Below are 26,726 nucleotides of genomic sequence, written 5' to 3' on the forward strand. Positions count from 1 at the left end.
CACGCCGTCGGCGGGGGGGGCCCCCACGCGCGGTCGTTGGGGTTGGTGTTTGGGAGCGGGGGGGGGGGGGGGGCCCCCACCCACACGACAAGCCCTAGACCGGGGCGTCGAGAAGGGGCGTCCGCCCTCCCGCCACGCGGCCGGAGGGCGGACGCCCCTTTTTCGCGCGCCTACGGACCGCCGGAGCCCGCGCAAAGGTGAGCAACTTCTTGCAACTGTCTGGCCGGAAGTGCATGGTATCGATCATCGTCGCGCTGAATCGGCCGACGTTCGCGAACAGGGAGGGTACGACGGTGAGTCCGAGCAGGACGGTGTGCGACTGCATCGATCCGCTGGCGGGGGTACGTGCCACCGGCGATCCCGAACACGACGTATTCCTCACGGGAACCGTCTTCATGGACCTGGTCTTCACCGGGCTCGACGGCGCCCCGCGCATCGGCACCGAGAACTGGGCCCGCGGCATGGGATCCAGCCCCGGCGGCATCGCCAACATGGCCACCGCGCTCGCCCGCCTGGGCCTGCGCACCACGCTGGCGGCCACCTTCGGCACCGATCTGTACGGCGACTACTGCTGGGAGTCGCTCGCCGACGTCGAGCGTGTCGACCTCACCCACTCGCAGCGCCTGCCCGGCTGGCACTCGCCGCTCACGGTCTCCATGGCGTACGACGGCGAGCGCACCATGGTGACGCACGAGCACCCGGCGCCGCCGCTGGAGCACACCGTGCCGCGCGCCCGCGCCGGCGTGGCCTCGCTCGAACCCGACCGCGAGGACGCCTGGCTGCGGCAGGCCCATGAGCAGGGCGCCCGGATCTTCGCCGACGTCGGCTGGGACGAGTCGGGCCGCTGGGACACCGCGACGCTGACCGGACTCCCGTACGCCCACGCCTTCCTGCCCAACGCCACGGAGGCGCTGCACTACACACGCACCGACACCCCGCAGGACGCGGTGGCCAGGCTCGCCGACCTGGTGCCGATCGCCGTGGTCACCAAGGGTCCCGAGGGCGCCGTCGCTGTCGACTCGCTCACCGGTGAGCACGCCGACGTCCCGGGCCTGCGCGTGGAGGCGCTCGATCCGACCGGCGCGGGCGACGTGTTCATGGCCGGGTTCGTGACCGGCACCCTCGCGGGGTGGCCGCTCGCCGACCGTCTTGCCTTCGCCAACCTCACGGCCGCCCTGTCCGTGCAGCACTTCGGCGGTTCGCTGTCCGCGCCAGGTTGGGTGGAAGTGGCCGCCTGGTGGGGCGAGTTGACGGTCCGGGACAAGGCCGGTGACGCAGCCGCCTCCGATCTGGCACACCGCTACGGCTTCCTGCACGACCTCGTCCCGGCCCGCCTGCACGAGGTGGCACGCCGCCGGGCCACCCCGACCCTCGGCTTCCGCGCCGCGTAGGAGACACCACCATGAGCTCAAGATTCACGCGGAGGTCGGTGCTCGCGGGCGCGCTCGCCGTCGGCGCCGCGAGCTGCACCCCGGGCACCGACGGCTCGGGCGCCGCGACCGGCGACACCGCGCCGGGCGGCGGCAACGGCGTGCCCGACCCGGCGAAGGCCGGGAACATCACGCTCCATGTGTGGGACCAGGAGGTGCGTGGCGGCACCGACGCCGAGATCGAACAGCTCAACAAGGAGTTCCAGGAGAAGTACCCGAACGTCACGATCAAGCGGGTCTCGCGGAGCTTCGACGACCTCAAGACGACGCTCAAACTGGCCCTGTCCGGCAACAATCCGCCCGATGTCGTCCAGGCCAACCAGGGCTACCCGGACATGGTGGCGTTCGTCGAGGCGGGCCTGCTGACACCGCTCGACAACTACGCGGGCATCTACGAGTGGAACACCCGCTACCCGGCCACACTCCTCAATCTCAACCGGGTCACCATCGCCGAGCCGGGCGCGTCCCGCCGCTTCGGCACCGGCCGCCTCTACGGGATCTCGCAGACCGGCGAGTTCGTGGGCCTCTACTACAACAAGAAGGTCCTGAAGAAGGCCGGGCTGCAACCCCCGCGCACCTGGGCGGAGTTCACCGACGGCCTCGACGCGCTCAAGAAGGCCGGGGAGCTCCCGATCCAGTTCGGCAATCTCGACAAGTGGCCCGCGATCCACACCTTCGGCCTGCTCCAGGACCAGCAGGGCGCCGAGCAGGCGCGCGCCACCGTCCTCGGCCGCGGCGACGGCTTCGCCGACTCCCGTACGACGCAGGCGGCCACCACGCTGACCGACTGGCTGGACCGCGGCTACCTCCCCAAGGACGCCAACGGGCTCGGCTACGACGACGCGAACAAGAAGTTCATGGCCGGGCAGGGCGCGTACACCATCACCGGCACATGGATGCTGGCGGACCTGAAGAAGCGGCTCGGCGACGATCTCGGCGTCATACCTCCGCCGCCGCCCACGAAGAGCGGCAAGCCGGTCACCACCGGCGGCCAGGGCCTCGCCTGGTCGGTCACCTCGCGTTCCGCGCACCCCGAGGTGGCGGCCGCATACCTGGACTTCATCACCAGCGAGCACGCGGCAGACGTGATGACGCGCAACGGCGTCCTGCCGGCGGTCCCCGGAAAGGCGGCGGACGCCCTCGACCCGAAGTCGCCCGACGGACAGATGGTCGCCGGCTGGCGGCAGTTGACGTCGGCGGACGGCCTGGTCCCGTACCTGGACTACGCGACGCCCACGTTCTACGACACCAGTTCCGCGGCCCTGCAGGACCTCATCGCGGGCAAGAGCTCACCGCGGGACTTCGCCCGCAAGCTCCAGTCCGACTACGCCCCGTTCCTCAAGACGCAGCAGGGCAAGGGCAGTTCGGGAGCGTCGGGCTCGTGACCAAGCGTTCTCACGGATCGAGCCGGGCGCCCGGCGAGCCCCGCTCCATCGGCTACCTCTACGTACTGCCCGCACTTGCGGTCTACGGCCTGTTCCTCCTGTACCCCTTCGGCCAGGCCGTGGGCCTTTCCTTCCTGCACTGGGACGGCCTGACCCGCGCCACGTCGGCGGGCCTGGACAACTACACGGCCCTCTTCACAGACCCGACGCTGCGCGCCCCGTTCGGCCACGCACTGGTACTGCTGGTCTTCTACGCGGCACTGCCGGTGGCCATCGGCCTGCTGCTCGCGGCGACGATGTCCCGCATCCGGGTCCGCGGCATGACCTTCTTCCGTACGGTGCTGTTCCTGCCGCAGGTCCTGGCCATGGTGGTCGTGGGCGTGGCCTGGCGCTCGATCCTGGCGCCGGACGGCCTGCTCAACGACGTGCTGCGGGGCATCGGCCTCGACGGCCTGGCCCGCCCGTGGCTGGGCGACGACACCTGGGCGCTGCCCGCCGTGGGCGTCGTCGGCACCTGGGTCATGACGGGCCTGTGCATGGTCCTCTTCCTCGCCGGGGCGCAGCGCATCCCGCGCGAGCTGTACGAGGCGGCGCGGCTCGACGGGGCGGGCGCCGTGCGCGAGTTCTTCGCGGTGACACTGCCCGGCCTGCGGGGCGAGGTGTCGGTCGCCCTGACCCTCACGATCATCGCGGGCCTGCGCAATTTCGACCTGATCTACATCACCACGGGCGGCGGCCCCGGCAACGCCACGTCCGTACCGGCCTACGAGGTCTACCACCGCGCCTTCGAGCTGAACGAGGTCGGCTCGGCGGCCGCCATCGGCGTGGCACTCACCGTCCTCATCTTCGCCCTGACCGTCACGGTCTCCCGTCTCGTCGAAGGGCGCCGCGCATGACCTCCCGCTTCGAACGCACGGCCACGTACGCGATCCTGGCACTCTTCGCGGTCCTGGCGCTGACCCCGGTGATCGGCATCCTCTCCACGGCCTTCTCCTCCCCCGACGCGGTGGGCGGCGGCTTCGCCCTGCCGGACACCTTCCACTGGTCCAACTTCCAACAGGCGTGGCAGCGGGGCCACTTCGGCACGTACCTGGGTAACTCGGTCCTGGTCACGGTGGCCGTGGTGACGGCGTCGACGGTCCTGTCGGTCCTGGCCGCGTACGCCTTCGGCACGATGCGCTTTCCGGGCTCGACGCTGCTCTTCTACCTGTTCGTCCTGGGTCTCACGCTCCCCCAGGAGGCACTGGTCGTCCCGCTCTACTTCGACCTGCGGTACTTCCACCTCACGGACACCTACTGGGCGCTGATCCTGCCCCAGACCGCGCAGTCCCTGGCGTTCGGCGTGTTCTGGATGCGGACGTACTTCAGGAACAGCACCCGCTCGGCCATCGAGGCGGCCCGCGTCGACGGCGCGGGGTCGTGGACCACGCTGTGGCGCATCCTCGTCCCGATGGGCCGCCCCGCCATCACCACGCTGATCGTGATCACGTTCATGTGGACGTGGAACGAGTTCCTGATGGCCCTCGTCATGATCAACGACGAGTCCCTGCGCACGGTCCCCCTGGGCCTGGCCTTCTTCCAGGGCCAGCAGAGCGCGGACACGACGCTGCTCGCGGCGGCGTCGGTGCTGATCGCGTTGCCGGTGGTGGTTGTTTATGTGGCGTTGCAGCGGAAGTTCATCGAGGGGATGTTGAGCGGGGCCGTGAAGGAGTAGCAGGCGCGGGCGGGCTCACCTCATGGCGCGGTCGAACTCGCCCTGGTCCAGCGCCCGCTGCGGCAGCGGAGTCGGCCGGTCCCGGTCCTGGCGCAGGCCGTCCAGGATCAGGGTGAGGTACCGCTTCCACAGATCCGGGGTGACGGCTCGGCCCTGTTCGGCAGCGGCCATCAGCATGATGTGGATGAGGGGGACGTCCGTCGCCTCGATGTCGGCGCGCAGGGTGCCGGCCTGTTGGGCACGGGTGAGTACGGCGGTCACAGCCGGGGTGAGCCGTTCCCGCATGCCGACCGTACGTGGCCTGTCGGACCCGCCCTCCAGCAGGATGGTGCGCAGCCCGCGGTTGTCGGCGAAGTACTGGCCGGCGACCGTGAGGAGCTGTTCGAGGCCCGTCCAGGGGTCCTGGCACCGCGTCGCCTCCTCGGCGGCCGCCGCCAGCCGCTCCACTTGGTCCTCGAAGACCGCCTCGATGAGTTCCTCGCGATCGGCGAAGCGCCGGTAGACGGTGCCGACGCCGACGCCCGCGTGCCGCGCGATGTCGTCCAGCGTGACCTCCACGCCCCGTTCGGCGAACACCTCGCGGGCGGCGGCGATGATGCGCTGCCGGTTGCGTTCGGCGTCGGCCCGCAGGGGCCGGGCGGGGGTGCTCCCGGAGGGAGTGGCACGGCTACTCATGGGTCCACTGTAGCGAGCCACACGGAGACACCCCCTCCGGTTTGCCGTCACGTCGCGAAGAAGTCGTTCCTGGTGTGCAGGCGGACGGCTCCGTCGTCGGGCAGCGGCGACCCTTCGCGCTCCGGGCGCAGCAGGACCGTCGCGCTCTCCCCCGGCAGCAGCGTCAGCAGCGCCGTGTCCGCGCGCACGCCCGGAGCCTCGACGATCAGGTCCCCGAGCACGGCGCCCGCGGAGAGGTGCACGAGCGCGTGGTCCTCCTTCCGCTCCACGGAGCACTTCATGTCGGGGTCGGGCCAGCGGACGCCGTCGTCGCGTACGAAGACGTGGACGGCGCGGTCGGCTCCCGCGGTGTCCGCGACCACCAGTTCCTCGCGGCGACGGCTCGCCTGCGTGATGCGGGGGCCGACGGGGAGGGTGAGGACCGAGCGCGCTTGTACCGTGAACTCCTTCTCCGTACGGGCTACTTCCCCGTCGCGGACGTGCACGCGGCGCAGCACGAGTTCGCCGGTCCACGGCTCGTCCGTGTCGTTGACCAGGACGGCGCTGAGGCCCGCTTCCCTCGGCTGGAGGGTGACGAGGCGGTCGGCGAAGGCGCCGCGTACCGCGTACCAGGCGGGTTTGGGGCGGCCGCCGTGGTCGATCAGGGACCAGGACAGGGCGGGCCAGACGTCGTTGAGCTGCCAGATCAGCGCCCCGGCCGTGCGCGGCCACCAGGAGCGGAAGTGCTCGACGGCGGTGCGCAGGGCGTGTGCCTGGTTGAGGCTGGTGGCCAGGTGCCAGCGGTCGGTGTCCGTGGCGATGGCGGCCGGGTCGGGGAAGCGGGCCTTCAGGCGGTCCACGAGGTGGCGCTCGCCGCCGGGTTGTTTCTGGTGTGCCAGGAGGGCCGGGTCGTCGGGGCGTTCGGGGAGTGTGCCGAGGGCCTCGGTCAGCGTGGCCCGGGTGGCCGGGGCCTGCCAGCCGAACTCGGCGGCGAAGCGCGGGATCTGGTCGCGGTAGTGGGCGTAGTCGAGGAGGTTCCAGGTGTCCCAGAGGTGGGTCGGGCCGTCGCCGGGGACCTGCGGGTGGACGCCGGGCTCGCTCGCCGCCGGGCTGTTCACGACGTACACGGCGCCGGGCGCGTGGGCCTCGACCGCGGCCGGGAGCAGCTCGCGGTAGTACCCCTCGCCCCAGGTGCGGTCCCGGATCCGGGACCGCCAGCCCCAGTCCTCGTGGCCGAGCAGGCACTCGTTGGCGCCGTTCCACACGACGACGCTCGGGTGGGCCGCGAGCCTGCGCACGACGTCGTCGGCCTCGGCCGCGACCTCCGAGCGCAGTGGCTCCTCCTCGGGGTAGGCGGCGCACGCGAACGCGAAGTCCTGCCAGATCAGGACGCCGCGCTCGTCGCACGCCGCGTAGAACGCCTCGTCCTCGTAGATGCCGCCGCCCCAGACCCGCAGGGTGTTCATGTTGGCGGCGCAGGCCTGGTCGACGCGGGTCTCGTAGCGGGCCGGGGTGATGCGGGAGACGAACAGGTCGTCGGGGATCCAGTTGGCGCCCTTGCAGAACACCGGTCGGCCGTTGACCCGCAGGGTGAACGCGCGGCCGTGCTCGTCGGGTGTCGTGTCGACGGCGATGTGCCGGAAGCCGACGCGATGGTGGGTCTCCTGGAGGACCCTGCCGTCCTCCCCGAGGAGCCGCACGGTCGCGTCGTGCCGCGTGGGCGCGCCGTAGCCGCGCGGCCACCACAGGTCGGGGTCCGGTACGTCAACGGCCAGCCGCCGGCGCCCCGTTGAGTCGATGGCGAACCTCTCCGTGCGCCCGGCAACGGCGATCTCGGCCTCGTACGGGCCGCCTTCCACGTCGAGCCCGACGACGAGGGTTCCGCGCCGCAGGTCCTCGTCCAGGGTCGTGGTGACATCGACGTCCGCGCGGGCCGTGTCCCACACGTCGAGGCGCACGTCCCGCCAGATCCCGGCGGTGACGAGGGTCGGGCCCCAGTCCCAGCCGCCCTCGCAGGCCATCGTGCGCAGTTCGTTGTAGGGGTACGACCAGTCGTACGGCAGCGGGTCGTCGCCCGCCGCTTCCAGCATCGCCCGCGCGGACGAGGCGAAGCGCACGGTCAGCTCGTTCGCCCCGGCCCGGACGGCGTCGGTCGCGTCGAAGCGGTAACGGCGCTGCATATTGCGGGTGTTGCCGACCTCCGTGCCGTTGACGAGGACCGTCGCGATCGTCTGGAGGCCGTCGAAGACGAGGTGCACCCGGGAGCCGTCGGGCCGGTCGGCCACGTCGAACCGTCTGCTGTACTCCCAGTCGGCAAGCCCGACCCACTGCGCGTCCGCCTCGTTCGTACCGAGGAACGGGTCGGCGATGACACCGGCCCGCATCAGGTCGGTGTGCGCGCATCCCGGCACGACCGCCGGGACCTCGATTTCACCGGCGCCATGCGCACTCCGAAGCGTCCAGCCCTCGCCCGTCAGTTCCACGTTCCCCTGCCCCCTCATTCGTCCGGCCGATCCGTCGGTGCCCGATACCCGTCGGGGACCCGCGGCAGCTCCCGCACCCCTGTCTCGAATACCTCGACCGACTCCAACCCTGCGCCTTCACCGTCGACTTCGACGGTCAGCTCGGCGGCAGTCACCGGCTCGGTGAGGTGGATGCGTCCGACGCCCACGCTCAGCCCTTCAGCGAGGACGCGGTCGCCCGCCCGCACCACATGGCGTACGACGCGCTGCCCGTCGCTGAGGTCCTCGCGCAGCCGGACGTGGTCGAAGGTGACCGGTTCGCCGAAGGAGGCCGTCCAGGTGTCCCCGCGGGTCGGCTCGGCGGTCGCCGCCGGTGTGCCGAAGCGGCGCGCCACCTCCGCGCCGAACTCCGCCGCCCGCGCGGCATCGGCGTCCGGGATCCGGCCGCGGTTGTCGGGCGGCAGGTTGAGCAGGAGGTTCGCGCCGAGGCCCACGGAGCGGTAGTGGATGGCGAGCAGGTGCTCAAGGGACTTGGGCTCGTCGTCCGGGTGCCAGAACCAGCCGCGACGGATCGACACGTCGCACTCGGGCGGCAGATAGAGCGCCTCCGCGAACTCGGCGGTGACGACCGTGTAGTTGCTCATCTGCGTGTGGTCGACGACGTACTCGACAAGGTCCGCCGCGAGCCCGTCCTCGTTGCCCACCCAGCGGATCGTCGGGTCACCCATGTTGAACACCATGGCATCGGGCTGGTGCGCGCGGGCGACGGCCATGATGGCGGCCCAGTCGTACGCGTAGCCGTCCGAGCCCGCGCCGTCGAACCACAGCTCCATCAGTGGCCCGTACGAGGTGCACAGCTCGCGGAGCTGCTCGGTGTAGAGCTTGGTGTACGCGGCCGGGTCGGCGTACTCGGGCGCGTGCCGGTCCCACGGGGAGAGGTACACGCCGAGGCCGAGCCCGGCCGCCCGGCAGGCGGCGGCCAACTCCCCGACGACATCGCCCTTTCCGTCTTTCCACGGCGAGGAGGCGACGGAGTAGTCGGTGGTCTTCGTGGGCCACAGACAGAAGCCGTCGTGGTGTTTCGCGGTGATGATCGCGTAGCGGGCGCCGGCCGCACGGGCGGTTTCGACCCACTGTCCCGCGTCGAGGTCGGTGGGGTCGAAGGACGAGGCCGGGAGGGTGCCGTCGCTCCACTCCTGGCCGTGGAAGGTGTTGATGCCGAAGTGGAAGAAGGCGCCCGTGCCGGCGCGCTGCCAGGCGAGTTGGTGCGGTGTCGGTACGAGAGGGGCGTCTGATTGCAACGCGGGTCCTTTCAGGGGTGGTACGGGGTCGGGCTCAGGCGTACTGCTCGTCCTGCGCCCAGCAGTGCACCCAGTGGCTGTCGTCGACGTGGGTCCTGGCCGGGAAGTCCGTGGCGCAGACCGGCTTGGCCAGGGGGCAGCGGGTGCGGAACCGGCAGCCGGAGGGCGGGTCGACGAGGCTTGGTGGTTCGCCGAGGGTCTCCTCGTCGTCGTCGACATCCGGTTCGTCGAGAAAGCCGCCGCGGTCGGGGTCGGGTGCCGATTCCAACAGGAGCCTGGTGTAGGGGTGTTGAGGGTTGGCCACGAGTTCGTCGCCCGGCCCGGATTCGACGAGCTGGCCCGCGTACAGCACCTTGATCTCGTCGGCGAAGTAGCGGGCGCTGGCGATGTCGTGGGTGATGTAGAGGATCGCCAGGCCCTCGTCGTCGCGGAGCCTGCCGAGCAGGTTGAGGATGTCCAGGCGGATCGAGACGTCCAGCATGGAGATCGGTTCGTCGCCGAGCAGGACCTTGGGGCGGGCGGCGAGCGCGCGGGCGATGGCGATGCGCTGGCGCTGGCCGCCGGAGAGCTCGTAGGGGAACTTGTCGATGAACTGGTCGGCGGGTGTGAGGTTGACGCGTTCGAGGAGCTGGAGGATCTGGCGTTCCGTGTCCTCGGCGCCGGAAGCGAGGCCGTGCAGCTTGAGGGGGCGGCTGAGGATGTAGCGGATCTTGTGGACCGGGCTGAGCGAGGAGAACGGGTCCTGGAAAATCATCTGGACCTGGCGGTAGTACGCGCGCTTGGCCTTCGCCGTGCGGGCCTTCTTGACGACGTCGCCGTCGAGGCGGATCTCGCCCTCGGTGGGCGGGTAGGCCAGGGCGAGCATCCGGGCGAGCGTGGACTTTCCGCTGCCGGACTCGCCGACGAGCGCGGTGATGCGGCCCTTGTGCAGGGCGAGCGTGGTCGGCTCGACGGCCTTGACCTCTTTGCCGTGGCCGCCGGGCCCGTGCACCGGGAAGCGCTTGACGACCTCGCGGGCCTGCAGGACGGGGAGCGTCTCAGGTACGGGCATGACGGTCCTCGGCTTCCGGTGTGGTGGCGGGGTTCCGGTGGAGATGGCAGGCGACGTCTCCGGTGTCGTCGCCGAACTGCAGCAGGACCGGCTCCTCGCGGTCGCAGGCGTCGACCCGCCGGGCGCAGCGCGGGTGGAAGGAGCAGCCCGGCGGCGGGGTGCGCAGGCCGGGTGGCGAGCCGGGGATGCCGGTGATCTCGCGGCGCTCGCCGTGCAGCGGAGGGAAGGCGCCGCGCAGCGCGGTGGTGTAGGGGTGGCGGGGGTCTTCGTAGAGGCGGCGCGGCGGCCCCGTCTCCACGATCTTGCCCGCGTACATCACGGCGATCCGGTCGGCGATCTCGATGAGCAGCGACAGGTCGTGGGTGATGAAGACGACCGAGAAGCCCAACTCGCGTTTCAGGCGTGCCACTTGGCGCAGTATCTGGCGCTGCATGACGACGTCGACGGCGGTGGTCGGTTCGTCCATGACGACGAGGTCGGGTTCGCAGGCGAGCGCGAGGGCGATGGTGGCGCGCTGGCGCATGCCGCCGGACAGCTCGTGGGCGTAGGAGCGCAGCCGGTCGGCGGGGATGCCGACCATGCCGAGCAGCTCCCCCGCCCGCTCCCAGGCCGCCTTCTTCGACAGGCCGCGGTGACCCCGCAGGACGTCGGCGAACTGGGTGCCAAGGCGGAGCACGGGGTTGAGGGCGTTCATCGCGCTCTGGAAGACGATCGCCATCTTCTCCCAGCGCAGGGCGGCCAGTTGACGTTCGGTCAGGCGCAGGATGTCGGTGTTGTCGGCGCCGTCGTGGCCGTGCAGGATCACGGAGCCCGCGGTGGTCACGGCCGGCGGCCGCTCAAGGCGGGTCACGGCGGTGACCAGGGTGGACTTTCCGCAGCCGCTCTCGCCGACGATGCCGAGGGTCTCGCCGCGCCGCAGGGTCAGGTCGACGCCGCGCACGGCGTGCACGGGGTTCTCCTGGTCGAAGTAGTCGACGTGCAGATCGCGGACGGTGAGGAGAGGGGCGCCGGTCACGAGGTGACCTTCTTGACGGGTGCGGCCTTGAGGGACTCAGTGGCGTCGCCCGCGCCGATGCGCGCGGCGCGGGCTCGCATGCGTACCTGATTCGAGGGCTTGCGCAGGCGGGGGTTGGACACCTCGTCGATGCCGAAGTTGATGAGTCCGGCGGCGACGCCGACCAGGGCGATGCAGGCGCCCGGCGGGACGAACCACCACCAGGCGCCGCGGGTGAGCGCGGCGCCGTTCTGCGCCCAGTACAGCATCGAGCCCCAGCTGGTGATGTTGATGTTGCCGAGGCCCATGAAGGACAGGCCCGCGTCGGCGAACATCGAGCCGACCACCGCGCCGAGGAAGCTGACGGAGATCAGCGGCGCGAGGGACGGGATGAGTTCGCGGGTGATGACGCCCCAGCGGCTCTCGCCGGTCATCTCGGCCGCGGCCACGAAGTCGCGGTGCCGCAGCGACAGCGTCTGCGCCCGCTTCTGGCGTGCGGCCCACGGCCATGCGGTGAGGCCGATGACGAGGGCCACGGTGAGCCAGCCGCCGCGCCCCTGCACATAGCTCGCCACGATGATGAGGAGCGGCATGCCGGGGATGACGAGGAAGATGTTGGTGGCGACGGTCAGGAGCGAGTCCGCCCGCCCGCCGAGATAGCCGCCCGCGACCCCGACCAGGACCGAGAGCACCGTGGTGACGACGCCCGCGACGAGCCCGACGAGCAGCGAGACGCGGGTGCCGACGACGAGCTGCGCGAAGACGTCCTCGCCGTTGGCGGTGGTGCCCAGCAGATGTGCGCCGGAGGGCGGCTGCATGGAGCCGCTGGTGTCGACGTCGGTCGGCGAGAGCCCCATCAGGTTCTCGACGACGAAGGGGCCGAACAGGGCGAGCAGCGCGAAGAACGCGATGATGACGATCCCCACGCGGACCTTGAGATTTCCCGGCAGCCTCGGCAGCCGCCGGGCGCGCTTCGACGTCGTCATGAGCGGGTCTCCCTCGCACGCGGGTCGATCAGGCCGTACACCGAGTCGGCGATGAAGTTCGCGGCGAGCACGGTGAGCGAGACGATCAGGAACAGGGCCTGCATCAGCGGGTAGTCGACGCTGGAGACGGCCTGGTAGAGCAGATAGCCGACCCCGGGGTACGAGAAGACGATCTCCACGAGGATCTGGCCGCTGACGGCGGAGCCGATGGTGAGGGCGAACCCCGCGACGCTGGGCAGGACCGCGTTGCGGGCCGCGTACTGGAACATCACGCGGGCCTTGGACAGGCCCTTGGCGCGGGCGAGGAGCACGTAGTCCTCGGAGACGGTCGTCACCATCATGTTGCGCATGCCGACCAGCCAGCCGCCGAACGAGGCGACGACCATGGTCACGGCGGGCAGGATGCCGTGCTCCAGGACGCTCATCAGGAACGGTCCGTTGAACGCGACCGCCATGTCTCCGTCGTAGGCGCCGCTGATCGGCAGCCAGTTGAGCTGTACGCCGAACGCCATGACCAGCAGCAGCGCGACCCAGAAGAAGGGCAGCGCGCCGAGGAACATCGAGGCGGGCGTGATGAAGGAGTCGAAGCGCGAGCCGACCCGGGAGCCCGCGAGGACGCCCATCGAGGTGCCGATGACGAAGGCGAGTACGGCGGTCAGGCCGACCAGACCGATCGTCCAGGGGAGCCCGGAGCGGATCACTTCCCATACGGGCGTCGGGTAGTAGGCGACCGACGCGCCGAAGTCGAAGTGGGCGATCTGGCCGAGGTAGGTGACGTACTGGTCCCACAGCGGCGCGCCGGGTGCGCCGAACAGCCGGTAGATGCTGGTCACTTGGTCGGCGGACAGGTTCTGCTTCTGCTGCATCTGGGAGATGAGCGCGGAGGCGGGGTCGCCCGGCATCAGGCGCGGGATGAGGAAGTTGAGGGTGACCGCGACGGCGGCGGCGCCGATGTAGAAGCCGAGGCGCCGCAGGAAGTAGCGGGCGGCGCCGAACCGGGCGGCCGCCGAGCGCCGGGCGGGCGGCGGGGTCTCCGCGGTCGCGGGCGTGAGGACGGGGGCGGTGGCCATGGCGGTCAGCCCTTCGCCGGGCGCAGGTTGAGCAGGATGCTCATGGCGTCGATGCCACCGGCCCACGGGGCGGGCTGGGCGTAGGGCTTCTTCTCGTTCGGCCAGCCGGTCCAGTTCTTGCTGTTGTACTCGGAGGAGACCCCGATCGTGATGAGCGGGGCGGCCGGTACCTCGTCGACCATGATCTTCTCGAACTCGGCCGAGTACTTCTTGATGCTCGCGTCGTCGTTGGCGCTGGCCATCTCCTTGAGCAGCGCGTCGGCCTTCTTGCTCTTGTAGTGGCCGTAGTTGGTCCAGATGCCGCCGTTCTTGCTGTAGAGCATGTCCTTGAAGAAGCTGTACGGCGTCGAGTAGTAGACCCCGCCGCCGATCGTGACGTCGAAGTCGCCGGTCTTGCGCTTGGCGTCGATCTGCGCGGCCGCGATGGGCTTCACGTCGACGTCGACGCCGGCCTTCTTCAACTGCGAGGCGACGACCTTGTCGAACTGCACGGCGTCGCCCCACTCCTGCACCTCCATGATGGAGAAGCGGAGCTGCTTGCCCCTGGCGTCGACCAGCTTGCCGTTCTTCTTCGTGTATCCGGCCTTCTTGAACTCGGCGAGGGACTTGGCGAGTTCGGCCGTGGGCTGCTCGGCGTCCTGGTACTTGTCGGCGATCCACTTGCCCTGGGTCTTCGAGTCGAGGCCCGTGAGGTTGAGGGTGTTGAACATGCCCGGGTTGGTGACGTTCAGGAGCTGGCTGCGGTCGACGGCCAGCGAGAGGCCCTTGCGGACGTGGACGTCGTCGAACGGCTTCTTGGTGTGGTTGAAGAACAGGAACTGGCCGCCGTAGGTGGGGTACCAGGCGTGGTGGTTCTTCGGATCCTTGTCGATGTACTGCTTCTTGACGTCCGGCACGACGCCGCCACTCCAGTCGAGCTCGCCGCTGAGCAGCTTGGGCACCTCGGACGCCTGCGTGACGATGGGCGCCCTCACGGTCTTGACCGGGACGTTCTTCTGCTTCCAGTAGTCGTCGCGGGCCTCGAAGGTGAGCTGCTGCGGGGTGTACTGCTTGAGCTTGTACGGGCCCGAGCCGACGGGGTTCGGGTTGGTGTCCTTCGCGCCGTCCTTCTTCTTCCAGATCTTCTCGGGCACCGGGGTGATCCCGCCGATGCTGTCGATCTTGGAGTAGGCGGCCTTGTCGAAGGTGATCTCGACGGTGTGCGCGTCCGGCGCGGAGGCCTTGGTGAAGTCGAAGGCCCAGGTCGGGGGCAGCTTGTGCTTCTTCACATAGTTGAGGGTGAACACGACGTCCTGGGCGGTGAGCTTGGAGCCGTCGCTCCAGTTGGCCCGCTCGTCGAGGTGGACGGTGATCTTCTTGCCGCCGTCGGCCCACTCGTACTTCTTCGCGAGCCAGGGCGTGAACTTGCCGCTCTCAAGGATGTTGAAGTCGAAGAGCGCCTCGTACTGGAACCCGAAGGTGCCCTGCGTCGGCTTGAGGGCGAACGGGTTGAAGTTGCGGTTGATGGTGGTGCCCGCGAACCCGAGGTTCGTGGTGAGCGCGCCGCCGCCGGCGGAGCCGCCCGCCGGGCTGGGCGCCGCCGAGCAGCCGGACAGGGCGAGCGAGAGCACGGCGGCGCCGACGGCGGCGACGCGGACGCCGGTGCGCAGGGCGGGTTGGGACTTCGGGTTCATCGGGGCTCCCGGGGAGTGTTGGGGACGGGGGACTTCACGTGTGGGGGTGGCACGCAGCAGAGTGGTGGACATCGTTGTCAGGCAGTGGCGGTGCGGCGCCTGGGAAGGTGGAGCATGGGTCAGCCGGGGTCCGGGCCGCGGTCCGCCGGTGCCGGGCCGCTGCTGCCGCGCGGGACGAGCCGCGGGGTCTCGTCCTCGACGGTGCGCGCGGGCCCTCCGTCGATCAGCGCGAGCAGCTCCTCGGCGGCGCGCCGCCCGAAGGCCGGGGTGTCACGGACCAGGGCGGACAGCGGCGGGCGGGTGGAGCCGGTGAGCACGGACTCGTCCCAGGCGACGAGCGTCAGCGCGCCGGGCACCGCTATGCCGAGCGAGGCGGCGACCCCGAGCCCGGCGACGGCCAGCACATCGGTGTCGTAGACGATCGCCGTGGGCCGCGGCCCGGCCGTGTCGAGCACCTGCCGGGTGGCCGCGACGCCCTGTTGCCGGGAGTAGTCGGTGGGGATGCTGCGGACGCCGGCGGGGTCGAGGCCGAGCCGCTCCGCCTCGTCCCGCAGGGAGCGGATCCGCTGCTGGGTGTGGGCGAGGCGGGGCAGCCCCGCGATGTGCACGATGCGGCGGTGGCCCAGGCCGTGCAGGTGCTGGACGATGCCTGCCATCGCCCGGGTGTCCGAGGCCCACACACTGGAGATGCCCGGATACGCCGAGCCGTCCTCGCCCCGCGGCACCGAGCCCACGAACGCGGCGGGCAGGCCCAGCTCGTCGAGCAGCGAAGGCCGCGGGTCGCCCTCCCTCGGGTCGACGACGAGCACCCCGTCGACCCGGCGCTCGGCCCACCAGCGCCGGTAGGCGGCGCACTCGGCGTCCAGGTCGGGGACCACCAGGAAGAGCAGCCCGATGCTCCGCCCGGCGAGCGCCTCCTGGATCCCGGACACCAGTTGCAGGAAGAAGAACTCCGCACCCAGGGCACGCGCGGGCCGGGCGAGGACGAGGCCCACCGTGGCGGTGCTGTCCCCGTTCAACGCCCGTGCCGCCGCGCTCGGTTGCCATCCGAGGCGGTCGGCGACCTCGCGCACCCGCTGCCGGGTGGCCGGCGAGACACCGGGCCGCCCGTTGAGCGCCAGGGACACGGCGGACTCGGACACCCGCGCCTCTTCGGCGATGTCCTTCAGGGTCGAGCGTCTGGAGGGGGTACGGCGCATGGATTCTCCTGCCACGCACACCGGCACGACACACCGGCGAGCCGCCCCCGAACGGGACGGCCTGCAACCCAACTGCCCTGAACTCAAGCGGTTGAGTGCGAGAACGCTAAAGCGCTAAAGCCCCGGGGGCAACAGGTTGCGCGTCAATTGCCGCCGCCCGAGCGGCAATTGATGTGCCGTCCACTCCAACCAGCGGCCGTGAACGGTGATTTGACATGGATGATCGGGGAATACAGTGCCATTGAGTGACTCGACCCGCCAAGGCATGCCCCGGCCGCGACCCCTGACCCGCCACCCCAAGGGCGGACGACCGGACGCGGCGACCGCATGTGGAGTTCCCGTAAACAGATGTGTGCGAGATGTGTCCACAGAGGGTGTTTTGCATGGACTCCGTCATCAGGTGCATCCAAATTGTCTGCCCTGCGGGTACCCCTGCGCCCACGCGCACTACCGGCGCGCACCACCAGCGTTGAAGCAGCCGGGAGTTGCCGACAGTAACGATTCTGCTGATCTTCGCTCACCGCCGTTCGTTCCATTCATCGACGCCGCAAAGGACACAAGGTGCGCAAGCAAGCCGGCGAGGTCGGCACGCTTCTCAGGCTCGTCGCGGACACCAGGGCCGACGACTCCCTCATCGGGCGAGAGGCGGAACTGAACCAATTGCGGAGCCTGTTGGCGAACCACCGACTGGTCACCGTCACCGGTCCCGTAGGGGTCGGCAAGAGTCTGCTGAGCGACGTCGCCGTGCAGCGGGCCCGGACGCCCCGGCGTCAGGTGGTCCCGGTGTCCTGGCCCGAGGTCTCCGGCCGTCCCGGGGCCTTCCGGGACGCCGTGCGGCAGGCACTGCTCGGCACCCCGCTCTCGCCGGACCGCCCGCCGGCCGGACGGCGGGCCGCCCCTCGGGTCCTGCTGTTCCTCGACGACGTCGACCCGGTCCACGACGAGTGCGTCGGCGTGGTCCAGCGGCATCTGCTCCACCACCCCACGCTGCAAGTTCTGATCACCGCCCGCCGGCCCCTCGGGCTCGGCGACGAAGCGGTGCTGCGGCTCGGCCCGCTCGCCACCGGGCCCGCGGACGACGGCTCCCCCTCCCCCGCCGCCCAACTGTTCCTCGCCGCGGCCGGCGGCACGCTGCGGCGCCGCGATCCGGCCACCCTCGAACGGGTCCAGGCCGTCTGCGACACCCTCGAAGGACTGCCCCTGGCGATCGAACTCGCCGCCGCCCAGCTGAGTTCGTACTCCCTGCACGACCTGGCCGAACTCGTGGAGCACGGGCAGACGTGGCTGCACAGCCCCAAGCCGCGCCTGCGGCGGCACCGTTCCGTCGAGGAGGCCGTCGGCGCGGTGCACACGCTGTGCTCCCCCTGGATGCGGATGGTGTGGAGCCGCGCCAGCATTCTGGCCGGGCCGTTCGGCGAGGCGGCCGCCGTCCTGCTGTGCACTGGCGGCGAGATCGCTCCGCATCAGGTGCCGGGCCTGCTGACCCAACTGGCCTCGCTCGGCCTGCTCCAGCACGAGAACGACCCGCACGGCCCCGGCGAGCCGCGCTACCGCATGTCCCCGGCCGTACGGGAGTTCGGCGAGCGCCGGCTCACCGAGGCCGGCGAGCTTGACATCGCCGTCGAGCGCCGGGCCGGGCACTGCCGAAGGATCGTGCACCTCGCGGAACACTTGTGGGACCACGGCCACCAGACGCAGGCCGTACGCCTCGTGGCCGACGAGCAGCACAACCTCAACGCCATCCTGCGGTACGCGCTGACCGACCCCCGGCCCGAGGCCACGGTCGCCGCTCTGGAGACCGCCACCCGCCTGTGGTTCTGGTGGGTCACCGGCCATGCCGCGACCGGCCTTCGCTATCTGCTCCAGCTTCTGGCCCGCTGCCCGGAGGACCACCCTTCGGCGGCCTCCGCGGCCTGGCTCGCCGCGTGGCTCGCCGCCCGCACCGACCCCGAGACGGCGCTCACCCTGCTCGACCGGATCTGGCCCGGCGCCGTGCTCGACGGCGACGACACCCTGCTGGCCCGCATCGCCCATGTCCACGGCGTCATCGCCCTCTCCCTCGGCGACCCGCTCCAGGCCGCCGACCTCTTCGAGCAGGCCTGTGTCCTCGCCCCCGACCACGCCACCGGCGGTCCGGGCCGGGCCGTCTACCTCGCGGCCCTCGCCTTCGCCCGGCGGGACACCGAGCCGCGCGCCGCGCACCGTGCGGCGCTCGCCGCCCTCGCCCAGCCCGGACTCCGCGACGACGTGTGGTCCAGCATGCGCGCCCGCTACGCCCTGGCCCTCGTCGACCACCACAACGGCCGCACCGCGAGGGCCTGGACCCGCGCCCACCGCGCGGTCTCGGACGCGGACTCGGCCACCTGCGCCCCGGGGGCCCACGCCGCGCTGCACTCGCTCCTGACGGTCCTGCGCACGGGGCAGGCGGCCCCGGCCCCGGTCATCCCCGGACTGTCGGGATGACGTCACCGCCGAGGTGGGCCGTCGGGCCGGGGAGCGGGGCGGCCGGGCTCTCCGCGGGGCGCAACGCGATGATCGCGATGTCGTCGGCCAGGTGATGGGTCCAGTCGCGGACGCCGTCGTCGAGGTGGCCGACGAGGTGCTCGGGGGTGCCGTACGGCGCCAGGGTCAGGCCCTCGGTGAGGGGGTAGAACTCGCCGGTCGAGTTGCGGGCCTCGCTCAGGCCGTCGGTGTGGGCCACGAGCGTCGCCCCGGCGCCCAGGCGCACCGGGTGCGGGGTGGGCGGGGCGCCGGAGCCGAGCGTGCCGAAGCCGAGCGGCAGCAGGGTCGGCGCGTCCAGCTCCGTGACGCCGTCGGGGGTGACCTCCAGCGGGGCGAGGTGGCCGCAGTTGACGACGTGCAGCTCGCACGCCTCTTGCTCCGGGCCGTCGTGCTGGAGCAGCAGCGCCGTAGCGAAGAGTTCCTCGTCGCCGCGTGTGGCGGCCGCGCGCAGCACCTGCCGGTCAAGGCGCGCGGCGAGCTCCCCGAGCTCCTCCGTCTCGTACGCCTGGCTGCGGAAACAGCCCAGCAAGTCGGTGACGGTCTGCACCGCTTGCAGGCCCTTTCCGCGGACGTCGCCGATGAGGATGCGGGTGCCGAAGGGGGTGTGCAGGGCTTCGATGAAGTCGCCGCCGATGCCGGTGTCCGCGGTGGCGGGCCGGTACAGGCTGGCGAGGTGCAGCCGGCCCAGGTCCTCGGGTATCGGGTGCAGCACGGCGTGCTGGAGGGTGCTCGCGGTCTGGCTCATCCGGGCCAGCCGGTCGCGCTGTTCGCGGCGTGACCAGACGAGGGCACCGGCCGCCGCCCCGAAGGCGAGCGCGACGATGAGGGTGCCCGCGTCCCCGATGCCGGTGCGCGTGAGCAGGTACTGGAGGGCCGCTGCGCAGGCCACCGCCACGGAGACCGCGACGCGGCCGAGCAGCAGGGCGGCCACGGCGAGCACGATGGTGCCGATGCGCAGCAGCTGGCGCGCCTCGGCGGGCACCGGGACGCTGTCGACGGCGGAGGTGTACGGGAGGGCCTGGGCGGCGGCGGTGCCCAGCAGGATGGAGCCGGGCAGCAGGGCCGCGCTGGTGCCGAGGTGGGTGCGCGGGAGGGCGGCGAGGTAGCGGGCCATCTGCGGGGCGGCGGCCAGCATGACGCCGAAGCCGATGAGCGCCACGACGGCGAAGTCGCCTGCCACCGGATAGGCGTGCACGCCGAGTCCTCCGTGCACCAGGACCAGTCCGAGCGCGGCCAGTGGCAGGCCGAGCGAGGAGCCCGCCACCGGGGCGATCGCGCGGCGCCGCACCAGCAGACAGCTCGCCGCGCCGCCGACGCCGAAGGCCGACAGGGCCAATCCGGCGGACTGCGGGCCGCCGCCCCGCTCGGCCGCGAGCGCCGGGAGGGCCATGGCGAGGACGACCTGGGTGAAACCGAGCGCGAGCCCCGCGATCAGGGCGCCCGCGCGCAGCTCGCCCGGCATGAGCGCCGGGCGGCCGCGGGACAGCACCGACAGGCCCGGGCAGCGCAGCCGGGCGACGACGAGGCAGACGGTGGCGGCGAGCAGCAGCAGGCCCACGCGCGGGTCCGCCCACCCCCAGACGGGGGCGAGCTGAAGGGCCGCGGGGGCGAGCACGCCGAAGGCGATCAGGTAGCCGGCGCGCGGCCGGTCCGGCAGCGGCCGGCCGCTCGTCCTGGCCGGTTCGGGCACGTAGCGGTGCACGAGTAACAGGGCGGCGACCGCCGCGAGGGTCATCCCGGCCATGGCCACGCGCCACCCGGTCGTGGACGCCGACCGCGGCGCCAGGTTCACGGCGAGCACGAAGCCGACGGACATGGCGGCGAGCCAGCCGCCCATCACCCTGCGCATCCTGCCGGGCAGGAACACGGTCGGCAGCAACGCGAGGCAGCTGACGAAGACGGCGGCGAGGGCCACGGCCACGACGATCCGGGCGAGCACGTACGACCAGCCGTCGAACGCGACGGCATGCAGGGTGCAGCCCGCGGCGAGCGCCGCGAGCGACACGCTCAGTACGGAGCGCCGTCCCCGAAGGTCCCCCGCGCGTCCCGCGACGACCAGAGTGAACAGTGCCAGGGAGGAACCCACGACGCGTGCGACCACCTCGTGGCCCGGGCCGAGGCCGAGCTCGACGTGCACCAGCGGGACGGCTGCCGTGTGCACGGCGGGTGCTATCACGTACAGAGCCGCCACGGCGGCGAGCAGCAGCCCGACCACACGCGTCGAGCCCTGTGTGCCGACCGCCGCCACCCCGGACGCGCCGGTGCCGACCATGTACTGACCTCCCTGGGGGTTCCCCCTTCCGCGTGGCTCTCCAGGGACAAGCGTCGCGGATCGCGTTTGACCTTCGTAAGGACCGAAAGTCCTTAAAGCAACTTTACAGATAATAGGGAGGTAACCGGACTGATCGCCCGGATCGGCGTCCGGCGAGGGCGATCGGCAGGCCGTCCTTGGGGAACGGCAGGGAGTGGTAGTCCATCGGCGGGACGTAGACGGGGTCGACCGTCCAGCGGTAGGAACGCAGCAGGCGGTGCATGATCGCCTTGATCTCCAGGCCCGCGAAGTACAGGCCGATGCACTTGTGCACGCCGCCGCCGAACGGTTCCCAGGCGTACCGGTGCGAGCGGTCCTCACGGCGGTCCGGGCCGAAGCGGCCGGGGTCGAAGGCCGTGGGATTCGTCCAGTACTCGTCCATGAGGTGGCTGAACTGGACGCCCACGAGAACGTCCGTGCCCGCGGGGATGCGCACGCCCTGGACCGTCGTGTCCTTCACCGCGTACCGGACGAGCGTCGGGACCGGCGCCCGCAGCCGCAGCGCCTCGCGCATCACCAGGTCGATCGAGTCCAGGCCCTCAAGCTCGGCCTCCGTCTCGGTGCTCTGCCACATCGAGACGGAGGACGGCGAGCGGTTCTAAGATGTCGTCCGTCTGCTCGGCCCGCTTCGCCGGAAGGTAATGGCGCAGGAACGCCTCCAGCACCTTGCGGCCCCGATACGCCCTGCCCCACCGGGTGAACGGCACATCGGCGCGCACGACACCCGCGGCGGCCTGGACGCAGGCGATGAACGCCTTGTAGACCCGGTCCATCTCGGCCTGGCCCGTGTCCTGCGCCCCGCCCATGAAGAGGTCGGCGGCGATGTCGAGGGTGAGCTGCTTCAGCTTCCAGTACGAGGGGAACTCCGCGCTCTCCCTCCAGCCCGCCGTGCCGTGCTCGACGGCGGGGTGCAGGCGCCGGGTGTACGCCGCCAACCGCTCGCGGGTGAAGGCCTGTTGCATGATCCGCCGGTGCGCCTTGTGCTCGTCGAAGTCGATGAGCATGAGCCCGCGGTGGAAGAAGGGCCCGACGAGCTGGGCCCACGCGGGCTCGTTGGCGAACGCCTTGTCCTTGTTCAGCAGCGCCTCGCCGCACGCGTCGGGGCCGAGCAGCATCGCCGAGTCCTTGCCCAGCACGTGGAACGGGGCGACCGGCCCGTACCGCTCCCAGCCGCGCCGGTAGAACGCGACCGGGTCCTTGGAGTACGCGAAGAGCTGCCCGATCCAGGGCAGTCCGCGGTCGTCGCGCCGCTGGGCCGGAATGGCCCGCGTCTCGACCCCCTCGACCGTCATGCGGGTCACCTCACCCTGCTGTGGCAGTGCCTCCGGTTACGCACAAGGTGATCCAGGGGGCGTGACATGTCAACGGCGCGCCGGGCACGGGCTGTTGAGCGGGACCGGGCCCGGGCCCGCACTTCACCCGGCACGGCCTCGCTCCGACTTTTCGTGCCGCCCGATCCGGGCCTTCGCCACCACTCGCATCATCCTGCTCCCGGCGACGCCGATCAGCAGCGTGGCGAGCGGCAGGGCCACGTCCACCCACGGATCGCGGATCGGCTTGTAGGTGGCGGTGCCGTCCTTGATCTCGATGAAGCCGAGCGGCTTGGCCCCCGCACCGCCGCCGCCTCCCCCGCCCTCCCCGTCCTTGTCCCCGGCCTTCTCCCGCCCGGCGCCGCCACCGAAGCCGAAGCCGACCTGGGCGACCGGGACGACGGTGACGCCCTCCCGGAACACCGGCTCGCCGAAGACCGCGGCGACCGAGGCCCGGCCGCCGAGCTTGTCGGCCAGCCGTTCCAGCAGTGCCGCGGATGCGTGGGCGGTGGTGAGTTCGGCCGCCGAGGCGGCCACTGCCTGTGCGTCCTGTCCGGTCATACGGTGCCTCCCTGGCGCGCCTTCCGTGCCGGAGCACTTCACGCTAGGCCGGAGGTTTCGGATCCGCCACCGTCGTGCCGTGAGGAGGGCGGAGGGTCAAAGGAGTTGCAGGCCGTAACCGCGGCAGTCGGGCTTGAAGTCCGACGGTCCGTCGGCGAGGGCGTTCATGGTGATCTGGAGCGTCGGGTCGTCGTTGAACAGGCCCATGTGGCCCGCCCGGTCGTCGGGGCAGGCGTCCTGCAGCAGCACGTTGTCGACGTCCCTGCCCTTGAGCGCCTGGGTGGCGTACGGCGTGACGACGGTGTCGTACTTCGTCATGACGACGGTGTAGTGCGGGCCGTCCGGGACGGTGTCGCCGTCCGCCCACAGCTCGCGGGTGTACTCGGAGGTGTTCGTCTGCTCGATGACGCCGGGGAACCGCGCCACGTTCGACAGGTGCGTCACGAAGCCCATCAGGTTCAGCGCGGAGCCGAGGCCGACGATCCCGTTGAGGTCGGTGCCGTGCGAACTCGGCGCCCAGCCAACGTAGTTGTCGACCTTCTGGGCACCGCCCATCTTCTTCATCCACCACATCGGGACATTGCCACCCAGCGAGTGGCCGACGATGTTCACCTTCTTCGCGCCCGTCGAGGCGAGCGTCTTGTCCACGAACGCGTCGAGCTGCGCCGCCGATTCGCGGTTCGGACCGAGGCCGCCGACGCGCCCGAGGGACACCGACGTGAAACCGTAGTTCATGGCGTAGACGCAGTAGCCGGCGTTCTTCAGACGGGGTGCCGCCTTCACGAAGTTCGCGCCGATGTTGAAGAACGTGCCCGGCAGCAGCACGACCGGCTCGGGATGCTCGGCGCTGGGTTTGCACGACCAGTCGTTGGCACCGGGAACGGCTCCCGGGGAGCTCACGTAATTGGCCAGAGCCTGAGCCACACCCCCTTCGGGAAGTCTCTTCGCGTCGTCCGCGTGTGCGGGGAGCGCGGCCGACAGTGTGAGGGCGGTGGAGGCGCAGACGGCCGCGGCGGCCAGGGCCGTGCGGGACCTCGGCCGCCGTGGGGACGGATCGGTCACGGGCATACGTGTCTCCCGGGGTACGTCACGAAGGAACGGGCGTCCAGGCAAGCCTGGACCGGCGGACACCCCTCTGCACCCCGGCCGACGTCCAGACATGGGCGACACACTTTGTGAGCCGTCACAAAGCGGCGGGCCCTGCGGAGTGCCGTCCGCCGCACCGGACCCGCCCTTGACACCACGGCCCCCGCCAGCGACCTTTACTGGCGCTACGCGTAGGTAACCTCGGGCGCCGCAAGGAGGCAGCATGATCGGCGATGGCGCGCCGCCGCTGCCGCTGAGCTTCGACGGTGTGCTCCTGCACCAGCGCCTGAGCGATGCGCTCGCCCCGCTGACCGCCCGCGTCCTCGACCGCCTCGTCGACCAGGTGCCGGTGTACGACACCATGCCCCGCGAGCAGCTGCGGGGCGAGATCCAGGGCGTCGTCGAGCAATGCATCGCCTCTTTCGCCACGATGCTGCGCACCGGCCGGCTCCCCGGCGAGGGGCGTTTTCTGGCGCTGCGTCAGTCTGCGGCCAAACGGGCGGAGGAGGGGGTGCCGGTCGGGGCGGTGCTGCGCGCGTACCACGTCGGCGCGCAGGAGTGCCTGGGGCAGATGCTGCGTCACGCGACGGGGGACGACCTGGACCATGTGCGGGCCGCCACCGCACTGGTCCTGGAGTTCCTGGAGCGGATGACGGTCACCGTGGTGGCCGGGTACTCCGCCGAGCGCCAGGCGGTGCTCGGCGAGGAGCAGTCGGCACGCCAGGACCTGTTGACAGCGCTGGTCGAGGGGGCGGACGTGGTGGGCGCCGCGGCCCGTTGGGGCCTGGACGTTCCCGACTGCTATCTGGTCCTCGACCTGTCCATCGGCACTCACCCCGACGAGGCGCTCGACGGGGTGAGTCCGGTCATCGCGGGCAAGCGCAAGCTGCGCCGGCTGCGGGTGGAGCTGGACCGGCACGTCGACGGCACGGTCCTTTCGGCGCTGTCCGGCGACGGCGGTCTGGCCCTGATCCCTTGCCGGACGGCGGCCGACCGGGTCGCACATCAGGACTGGGCGCGGCTGGCCGGCGCCGTCTCCCACATGTGCCGGGTCGCCGGGGTCGACATCATGGCGGGCGCGACGGCCGCCGCGCCCGCGGACGTTCCCACGGCGGTCGCGCTGGCGCGGGAGGTCCGCCGGGTGGCGGCGGCCTCGGAGCGGCCCCCGGGCCTCTACCGGCTCCCGGACGTGCTCCTCGAGTACCAGCTGATGCGTCCCGGCCCGGCCCGGGACGAACTGGCCGACCTGATGCGGCCGTTGGCGGCACGCCCCGAGTTGCTGGCCACCGTGCGCGGGTACCTGCGGTGCGGGTTGAGCCGCCGTCGCACCGCACACGAACTGTGCGTGCACCCGAACACGGTCGACTACCGGCTGCGCCGCGCCGCCGAGATCACGGGCCTCGACGTGACATCGGGCCCGGACGCACTCCGCGTCCGGGCCGCGATCAGCGCGCTCGACGCGACGGACGCCCCGTAGTCGTGACCCCCGTTGCCACCTGCACGGCGAGGCTCAGATGACGCCCTGCGCCAGCATCGCGTCGGCGACGCGCTCGAAGCCCGCGATGTTCGCGCCGGTCACGTAGTCGCCGGGGGCGCCGTAGCGCTCGGCGGTCTCGTGGCAGGTGGCGTGGATGTCCTTCATGATGTGCGCCAGCTCGTCCTCGACCCGCTGCCCGGTCCACGACGTACGCGCGTGGTTCTGCGCCATCTCCAGCGCGCTGACGGCGACACCGCCCGCGTTGGCCGCCTTGCCAGGGCCGAAGGCGACGCCCGCCTTCTGGAACGCGTGCACGGCCTCCGGCGTCGTCGGCATGTTCGCGCCCTCGGAGACCGCCTTGACACCATTGCGGATCAGCGTGGCGGCGGCGTTCTCGTCCAGCTCGTTCTGCGTGGCGGACGGCAGCGCCACATCGCCGGCGACGTCCCAGACACTCCCGCCGGGCACGAACCGGGCGGAGGAGCCGCGGCGTTCGGCGTAGGAGTCGACGCGACCCCGCTCAACCTCCTTGATCTGCTTGAGCAGTTCGAGGTCGATGCCCTTCTCGTCGACGACGTAGCCGGAGGAGTCGGAGCAGGTGACGGGGTTGGCACCGAGGGCCTGCAGCTTCTCGATGCTGTAGATGGCGACGTTGCCCGAGCCGGACACGACGGCCGTCTGGCCCTCCAGGTCCTCGCCGCGCTCGCGCAGCATGGCCTCGGCGAACAGGACGTTGCCGTACCCGGTCGCCTCCGGGCGGATCAGCGAGCCGCCCCAGCCCTGGCCCTTGCCGGTGAGGACGCCGGCCTCCCAGCGGTTGGTGATGCGTCGGTACTGGCCGAAGAGGTAGCCGATCTCGCGGCCGCCCACGCCGATGTCGCCCGCGGGTACGTCGGTGTGCTCGCCGATGTGCCGGTAGAGCTCCGTCATGAACGACTGGCAGAACCGCATGACCTCGGCGTCGCTGCGCCCGTGCGGGTCGAAGTCGCTGCCGCCCTTGCCGCCGCCGATACCGAGACCCGTCAGCGCGTTCTTGAAGATCTGCTCGAAGCCGAGGAACTTGATGACGCCGAGGTTGACCGACGAGTGGAAGCGCAGACCGCCCTTGTAGGGGCCGAGCGCACTGTTGAACTCGACGCGGAACCCTCGGTTGACGTGCACCCGGCCGTGGTCGTCCTGCCACGGCACCCGGAACATGACCTGCCGCTCAGGCTCGACGAGCCGCTCCACGAGGGCGGCGTCGGCGTACTCGGGGCGGGCCTGGAGCACCGGGGCGAGGGTCTCGAGGACTTCGTGCACGGCCTGGTGGAACTCGGGCTGCGCGGGGTTTCGCTTTTCGATCTCGGCAAGGAGGGTGCCGAGGGTGTCCTGCGTGTTGGTTCGCGTCGTCACTGAAAGCCTTTCGGGCTCGGCAGTCGCCATTTCCTTGCGGGTGCGGCTCGCTCGGGTCCGGTCGTTCGATGAGCGCGCGGCGCCATTGCCGTGCGTGGGACAGGGGTAAGTGTTACGCGCACGTAAACCACTTGACCAGTGCCATCCGGATTCCGGACGACCCGGGAA

General features: G+C 71.2%; 21 protein-coding genes. 6 read left to right on the forward strand and 15 right to left on the reverse strand.

The window, feature by feature from the left end; genetic code table 11:
* Positions 1–233 precede the first annotated feature (233 nt).
* The 4 genes from ACIA8D_RS06910 to ACIA8D_RS06925 are packed head-to-tail and all read left to right on the forward strand — an operon-like array spanning position 234 to position 4,529.
* Positions 234–1,391, forward strand: coding sequence for a carbohydrate kinase family protein (locus ACIA8D_RS06910; protein ID WP_399229422.1), 1,158 nt, complete (start codon positions 234–236; stop codon positions 1,389–1,391).
* Between the two features lie 11 nt (positions 1,392–1,402).
* Complete coding sequence (locus ACIA8D_RS06915) at positions 1,403–2,815, forward strand: extracellular solute-binding protein (RefSeq protein WP_399229424.1); 1,413 nt, start codon at positions 1,403–1,405, stop codon at positions 2,813–2,815.
* The gene (locus ACIA8D_RS06920; protein ID WP_399229425.1) at positions 2,812–3,711 is read left to right on the forward strand and encodes a carbohydrate ABC transporter permease; all 900 of its coding nucleotides are present in this window, start codon (positions 2,812–2,814) and stop codon (positions 3,709–3,711) included. Before ACIA8D_RS06915 ends, ACIA8D_RS06920 begins: the two co-directional genes overlap by 4 nt.
* Entirely contained in the window at positions 3,708–4,529 is an 822-nt protein-coding gene (locus ACIA8D_RS06925; RefSeq protein WP_399229427.1) for a carbohydrate ABC transporter permease, read from the forward strand. Before ACIA8D_RS06920 ends, ACIA8D_RS06925 begins: the two co-directional genes overlap by 4 nt.
* A gap of 15 nt (positions 4,530–4,544) precedes the next feature.
* Here the strand turns inward: ACIA8D_RS06925 and ACIA8D_RS06930 are convergent, their stop codons facing one another.
* The 9 genes from ACIA8D_RS06930 to ACIA8D_RS06970 form a co-directional block, all read right to left on the reverse strand.
* Complete coding sequence (locus ACIA8D_RS06930) at positions 4,545–5,204, reverse strand: TetR/AcrR family transcriptional regulator (RefSeq protein WP_399229429.1); 660 nt, start codon at positions 5,202–5,204, stop codon at positions 4,545–4,547.
* Between the two features lie 47 nt (positions 5,205–5,251).
* Entirely contained in the window at positions 5,252–7,666 is a 2,415-nt protein-coding gene (locus ACIA8D_RS06935; RefSeq protein ID WP_399229430.1) for a glycoside hydrolase family 2 protein, read from the reverse strand.
* 14 nt (positions 7,667–7,680) lie between these two features.
* Positions 7,681–8,946, reverse strand: a complete 1,266-nt coding sequence (locus tag ACIA8D_RS06940) for an alpha-L-fucosidase (RefSeq protein WP_399229432.1) — start codon at positions 8,944–8,946, stop codon at positions 7,681–7,683.
* A gap of 34 nt (positions 8,947–8,980) precedes the next feature.
* A complete protein-coding gene (locus ACIA8D_RS06945; RefSeq protein ID WP_399229433.1) occupies positions 8,981–9,997 on the reverse strand; it encodes an ABC transporter ATP-binding protein in 1,017 nt (338 codons plus the stop codon).
* Positions 9,984–11,012 carry an ABC transporter ATP-binding protein gene (locus ACIA8D_RS06950; protein WP_399229435.1) on the reverse strand — a complete coding sequence of 343 codons (1,029 nt, stop codon included), beginning with the start codon at positions 11,010–11,012 and terminating at the stop codon, positions 9,984–9,986. Before ACIA8D_RS06950 ends, ACIA8D_RS06945 begins: the two co-directional genes overlap by 14 nt.
* Positions 11,009–11,977 (reverse strand): ABC transporter permease, encoded by a 969-nt coding sequence (locus ACIA8D_RS06955; RefSeq protein WP_399229436.1) that lies wholly within the window; start codon positions 11,975–11,977, stop codon positions 11,009–11,011. Before ACIA8D_RS06955 ends, ACIA8D_RS06950 begins: the two co-directional genes overlap by 4 nt.
* Positions 11,974–13,047 carry an ABC transporter permease gene (locus ACIA8D_RS06960; RefSeq protein WP_399229438.1) on the reverse strand — a complete coding sequence of 358 codons (1,074 nt, stop codon included), beginning with the start codon at positions 13,045–13,047 and terminating at the stop codon, positions 11,974–11,976. The genes ACIA8D_RS06955 and ACIA8D_RS06960 overlap by 4 nt, the downstream gene beginning before the upstream one ends.
* Before the next feature lie 5 nt (positions 13,048–13,052).
* The gene (locus ACIA8D_RS06965; protein WP_399229440.1) at positions 13,053–14,720 is read right to left on the reverse strand and encodes an ABC transporter substrate-binding protein; all 1,668 of its coding nucleotides are present in this window, start codon (positions 14,718–14,720) and stop codon (positions 13,053–13,055) included.
* Positions 14,721–14,839: 119 nt separating this feature from the next.
* On the reverse strand, positions 14,840–15,919 hold the full coding sequence (locus ACIA8D_RS06970; RefSeq protein ID WP_399229443.1) for a LacI family DNA-binding transcriptional regulator: 1,080 nt from the start codon (positions 15,917–15,919) through the stop codon (positions 14,840–14,842).
* Positions 15,920–16,480: 561 nt separating this feature from the next.
* On the opposite strand from ACIA8D_RS06970, the gene ACIA8D_RS06975 reads away from it, so the two are divergent.
* Positions 16,481–18,382, forward strand: a complete 1,902-nt coding sequence (locus ACIA8D_RS06975) for an ATP-binding protein (RefSeq protein WP_399229446.1) — start codon at positions 16,481–16,483, stop codon at positions 18,380–18,382.
* Here the strand turns inward: ACIA8D_RS06975 and ACIA8D_RS06980 are convergent.
* The 5 genes from ACIA8D_RS06980 to ACIA8D_RS07000 form a co-directional block, all read right to left on the reverse strand.
* Positions 18,360–20,693, reverse strand: coding sequence for an MFS transporter (locus ACIA8D_RS06980; protein WP_399229447.1), 2,334 nt, complete (start codon positions 20,691–20,693; stop codon positions 18,360–18,362). The two genes, ACIA8D_RS06975 and ACIA8D_RS06980, sit on opposite strands and share 23 nt — an antisense overlap.
* A gap of 103 nt (positions 20,694–20,796) precedes the next feature.
* Positions 20,797–21,306, reverse strand: a complete 510-nt coding sequence (locus ACIA8D_RS06985) for a cytochrome P450 (RefSeq protein WP_399229450.1) — start codon at positions 21,304–21,306, stop codon at positions 20,797–20,799.
* A complete protein-coding gene (locus ACIA8D_RS06990; protein ID WP_399229452.1) occupies positions 21,272–22,024 on the reverse strand; it encodes a cytochrome P450 in 753 nt (250 codons plus the stop codon). Before ACIA8D_RS06990 ends, ACIA8D_RS06985 begins: the two co-directional genes overlap by 35 nt.
* A 123-nt stretch (positions 22,025–22,147) precedes the next feature.
* Positions 22,148–22,603, reverse strand: coding sequence for a spore germination protein GerW family protein (locus ACIA8D_RS06995; RefSeq protein WP_399229455.1), 456 nt, complete (start codon positions 22,601–22,603; stop codon positions 22,148–22,150).
* A 96-nt stretch (positions 22,604–22,699) separates the two neighbouring features.
* Positions 22,700–23,671, reverse strand: a complete 972-nt coding sequence (locus tag ACIA8D_RS07000) for an esterase/lipase family protein (RefSeq protein WP_399229458.1) — start codon at positions 23,669–23,671, stop codon at positions 22,700–22,702.
* A 241-nt stretch (positions 23,672–23,912) separates the two neighbouring features.
* Here ACIA8D_RS07000 and ACIA8D_RS07005 point away from each other — a divergent pair, with 241 nt between their 5' ends.
* A complete protein-coding gene (locus ACIA8D_RS07005; RefSeq protein ID WP_399229460.1) occupies positions 23,913–25,166 on the forward strand; it encodes a PucR family transcriptional regulator in 1,254 nt (417 codons plus the stop codon).
* A gap of 33 nt (positions 25,167–25,199) precedes the next feature.
* Here ACIA8D_RS07005 and gdhA read toward each other — a convergent pair whose 3' ends face one another.
* The gene (gene gdhA / locus ACIA8D_RS07010) at positions 25,200–26,558 is read right to left on the reverse strand and encodes an NADP-specific glutamate dehydrogenase (RefSeq protein WP_399229461.1); all 1,359 of its coding nucleotides are present in this window, start codon (positions 26,556–26,558) and stop codon (positions 25,200–25,202) included.
* Positions 26,559–26,726: the final 168 nt, after the last annotated feature.

Origin of the sequence: Streptomyces sp. NPDC051684 (assembly GCF_044453445.1) — a bacterium.
In the GTDB taxonomy this organism is placed as follows: domain Bacteria; phylum Actinomycetota; class Actinomycetes; order Streptomycetales; family Streptomycetaceae; genus Streptomyces.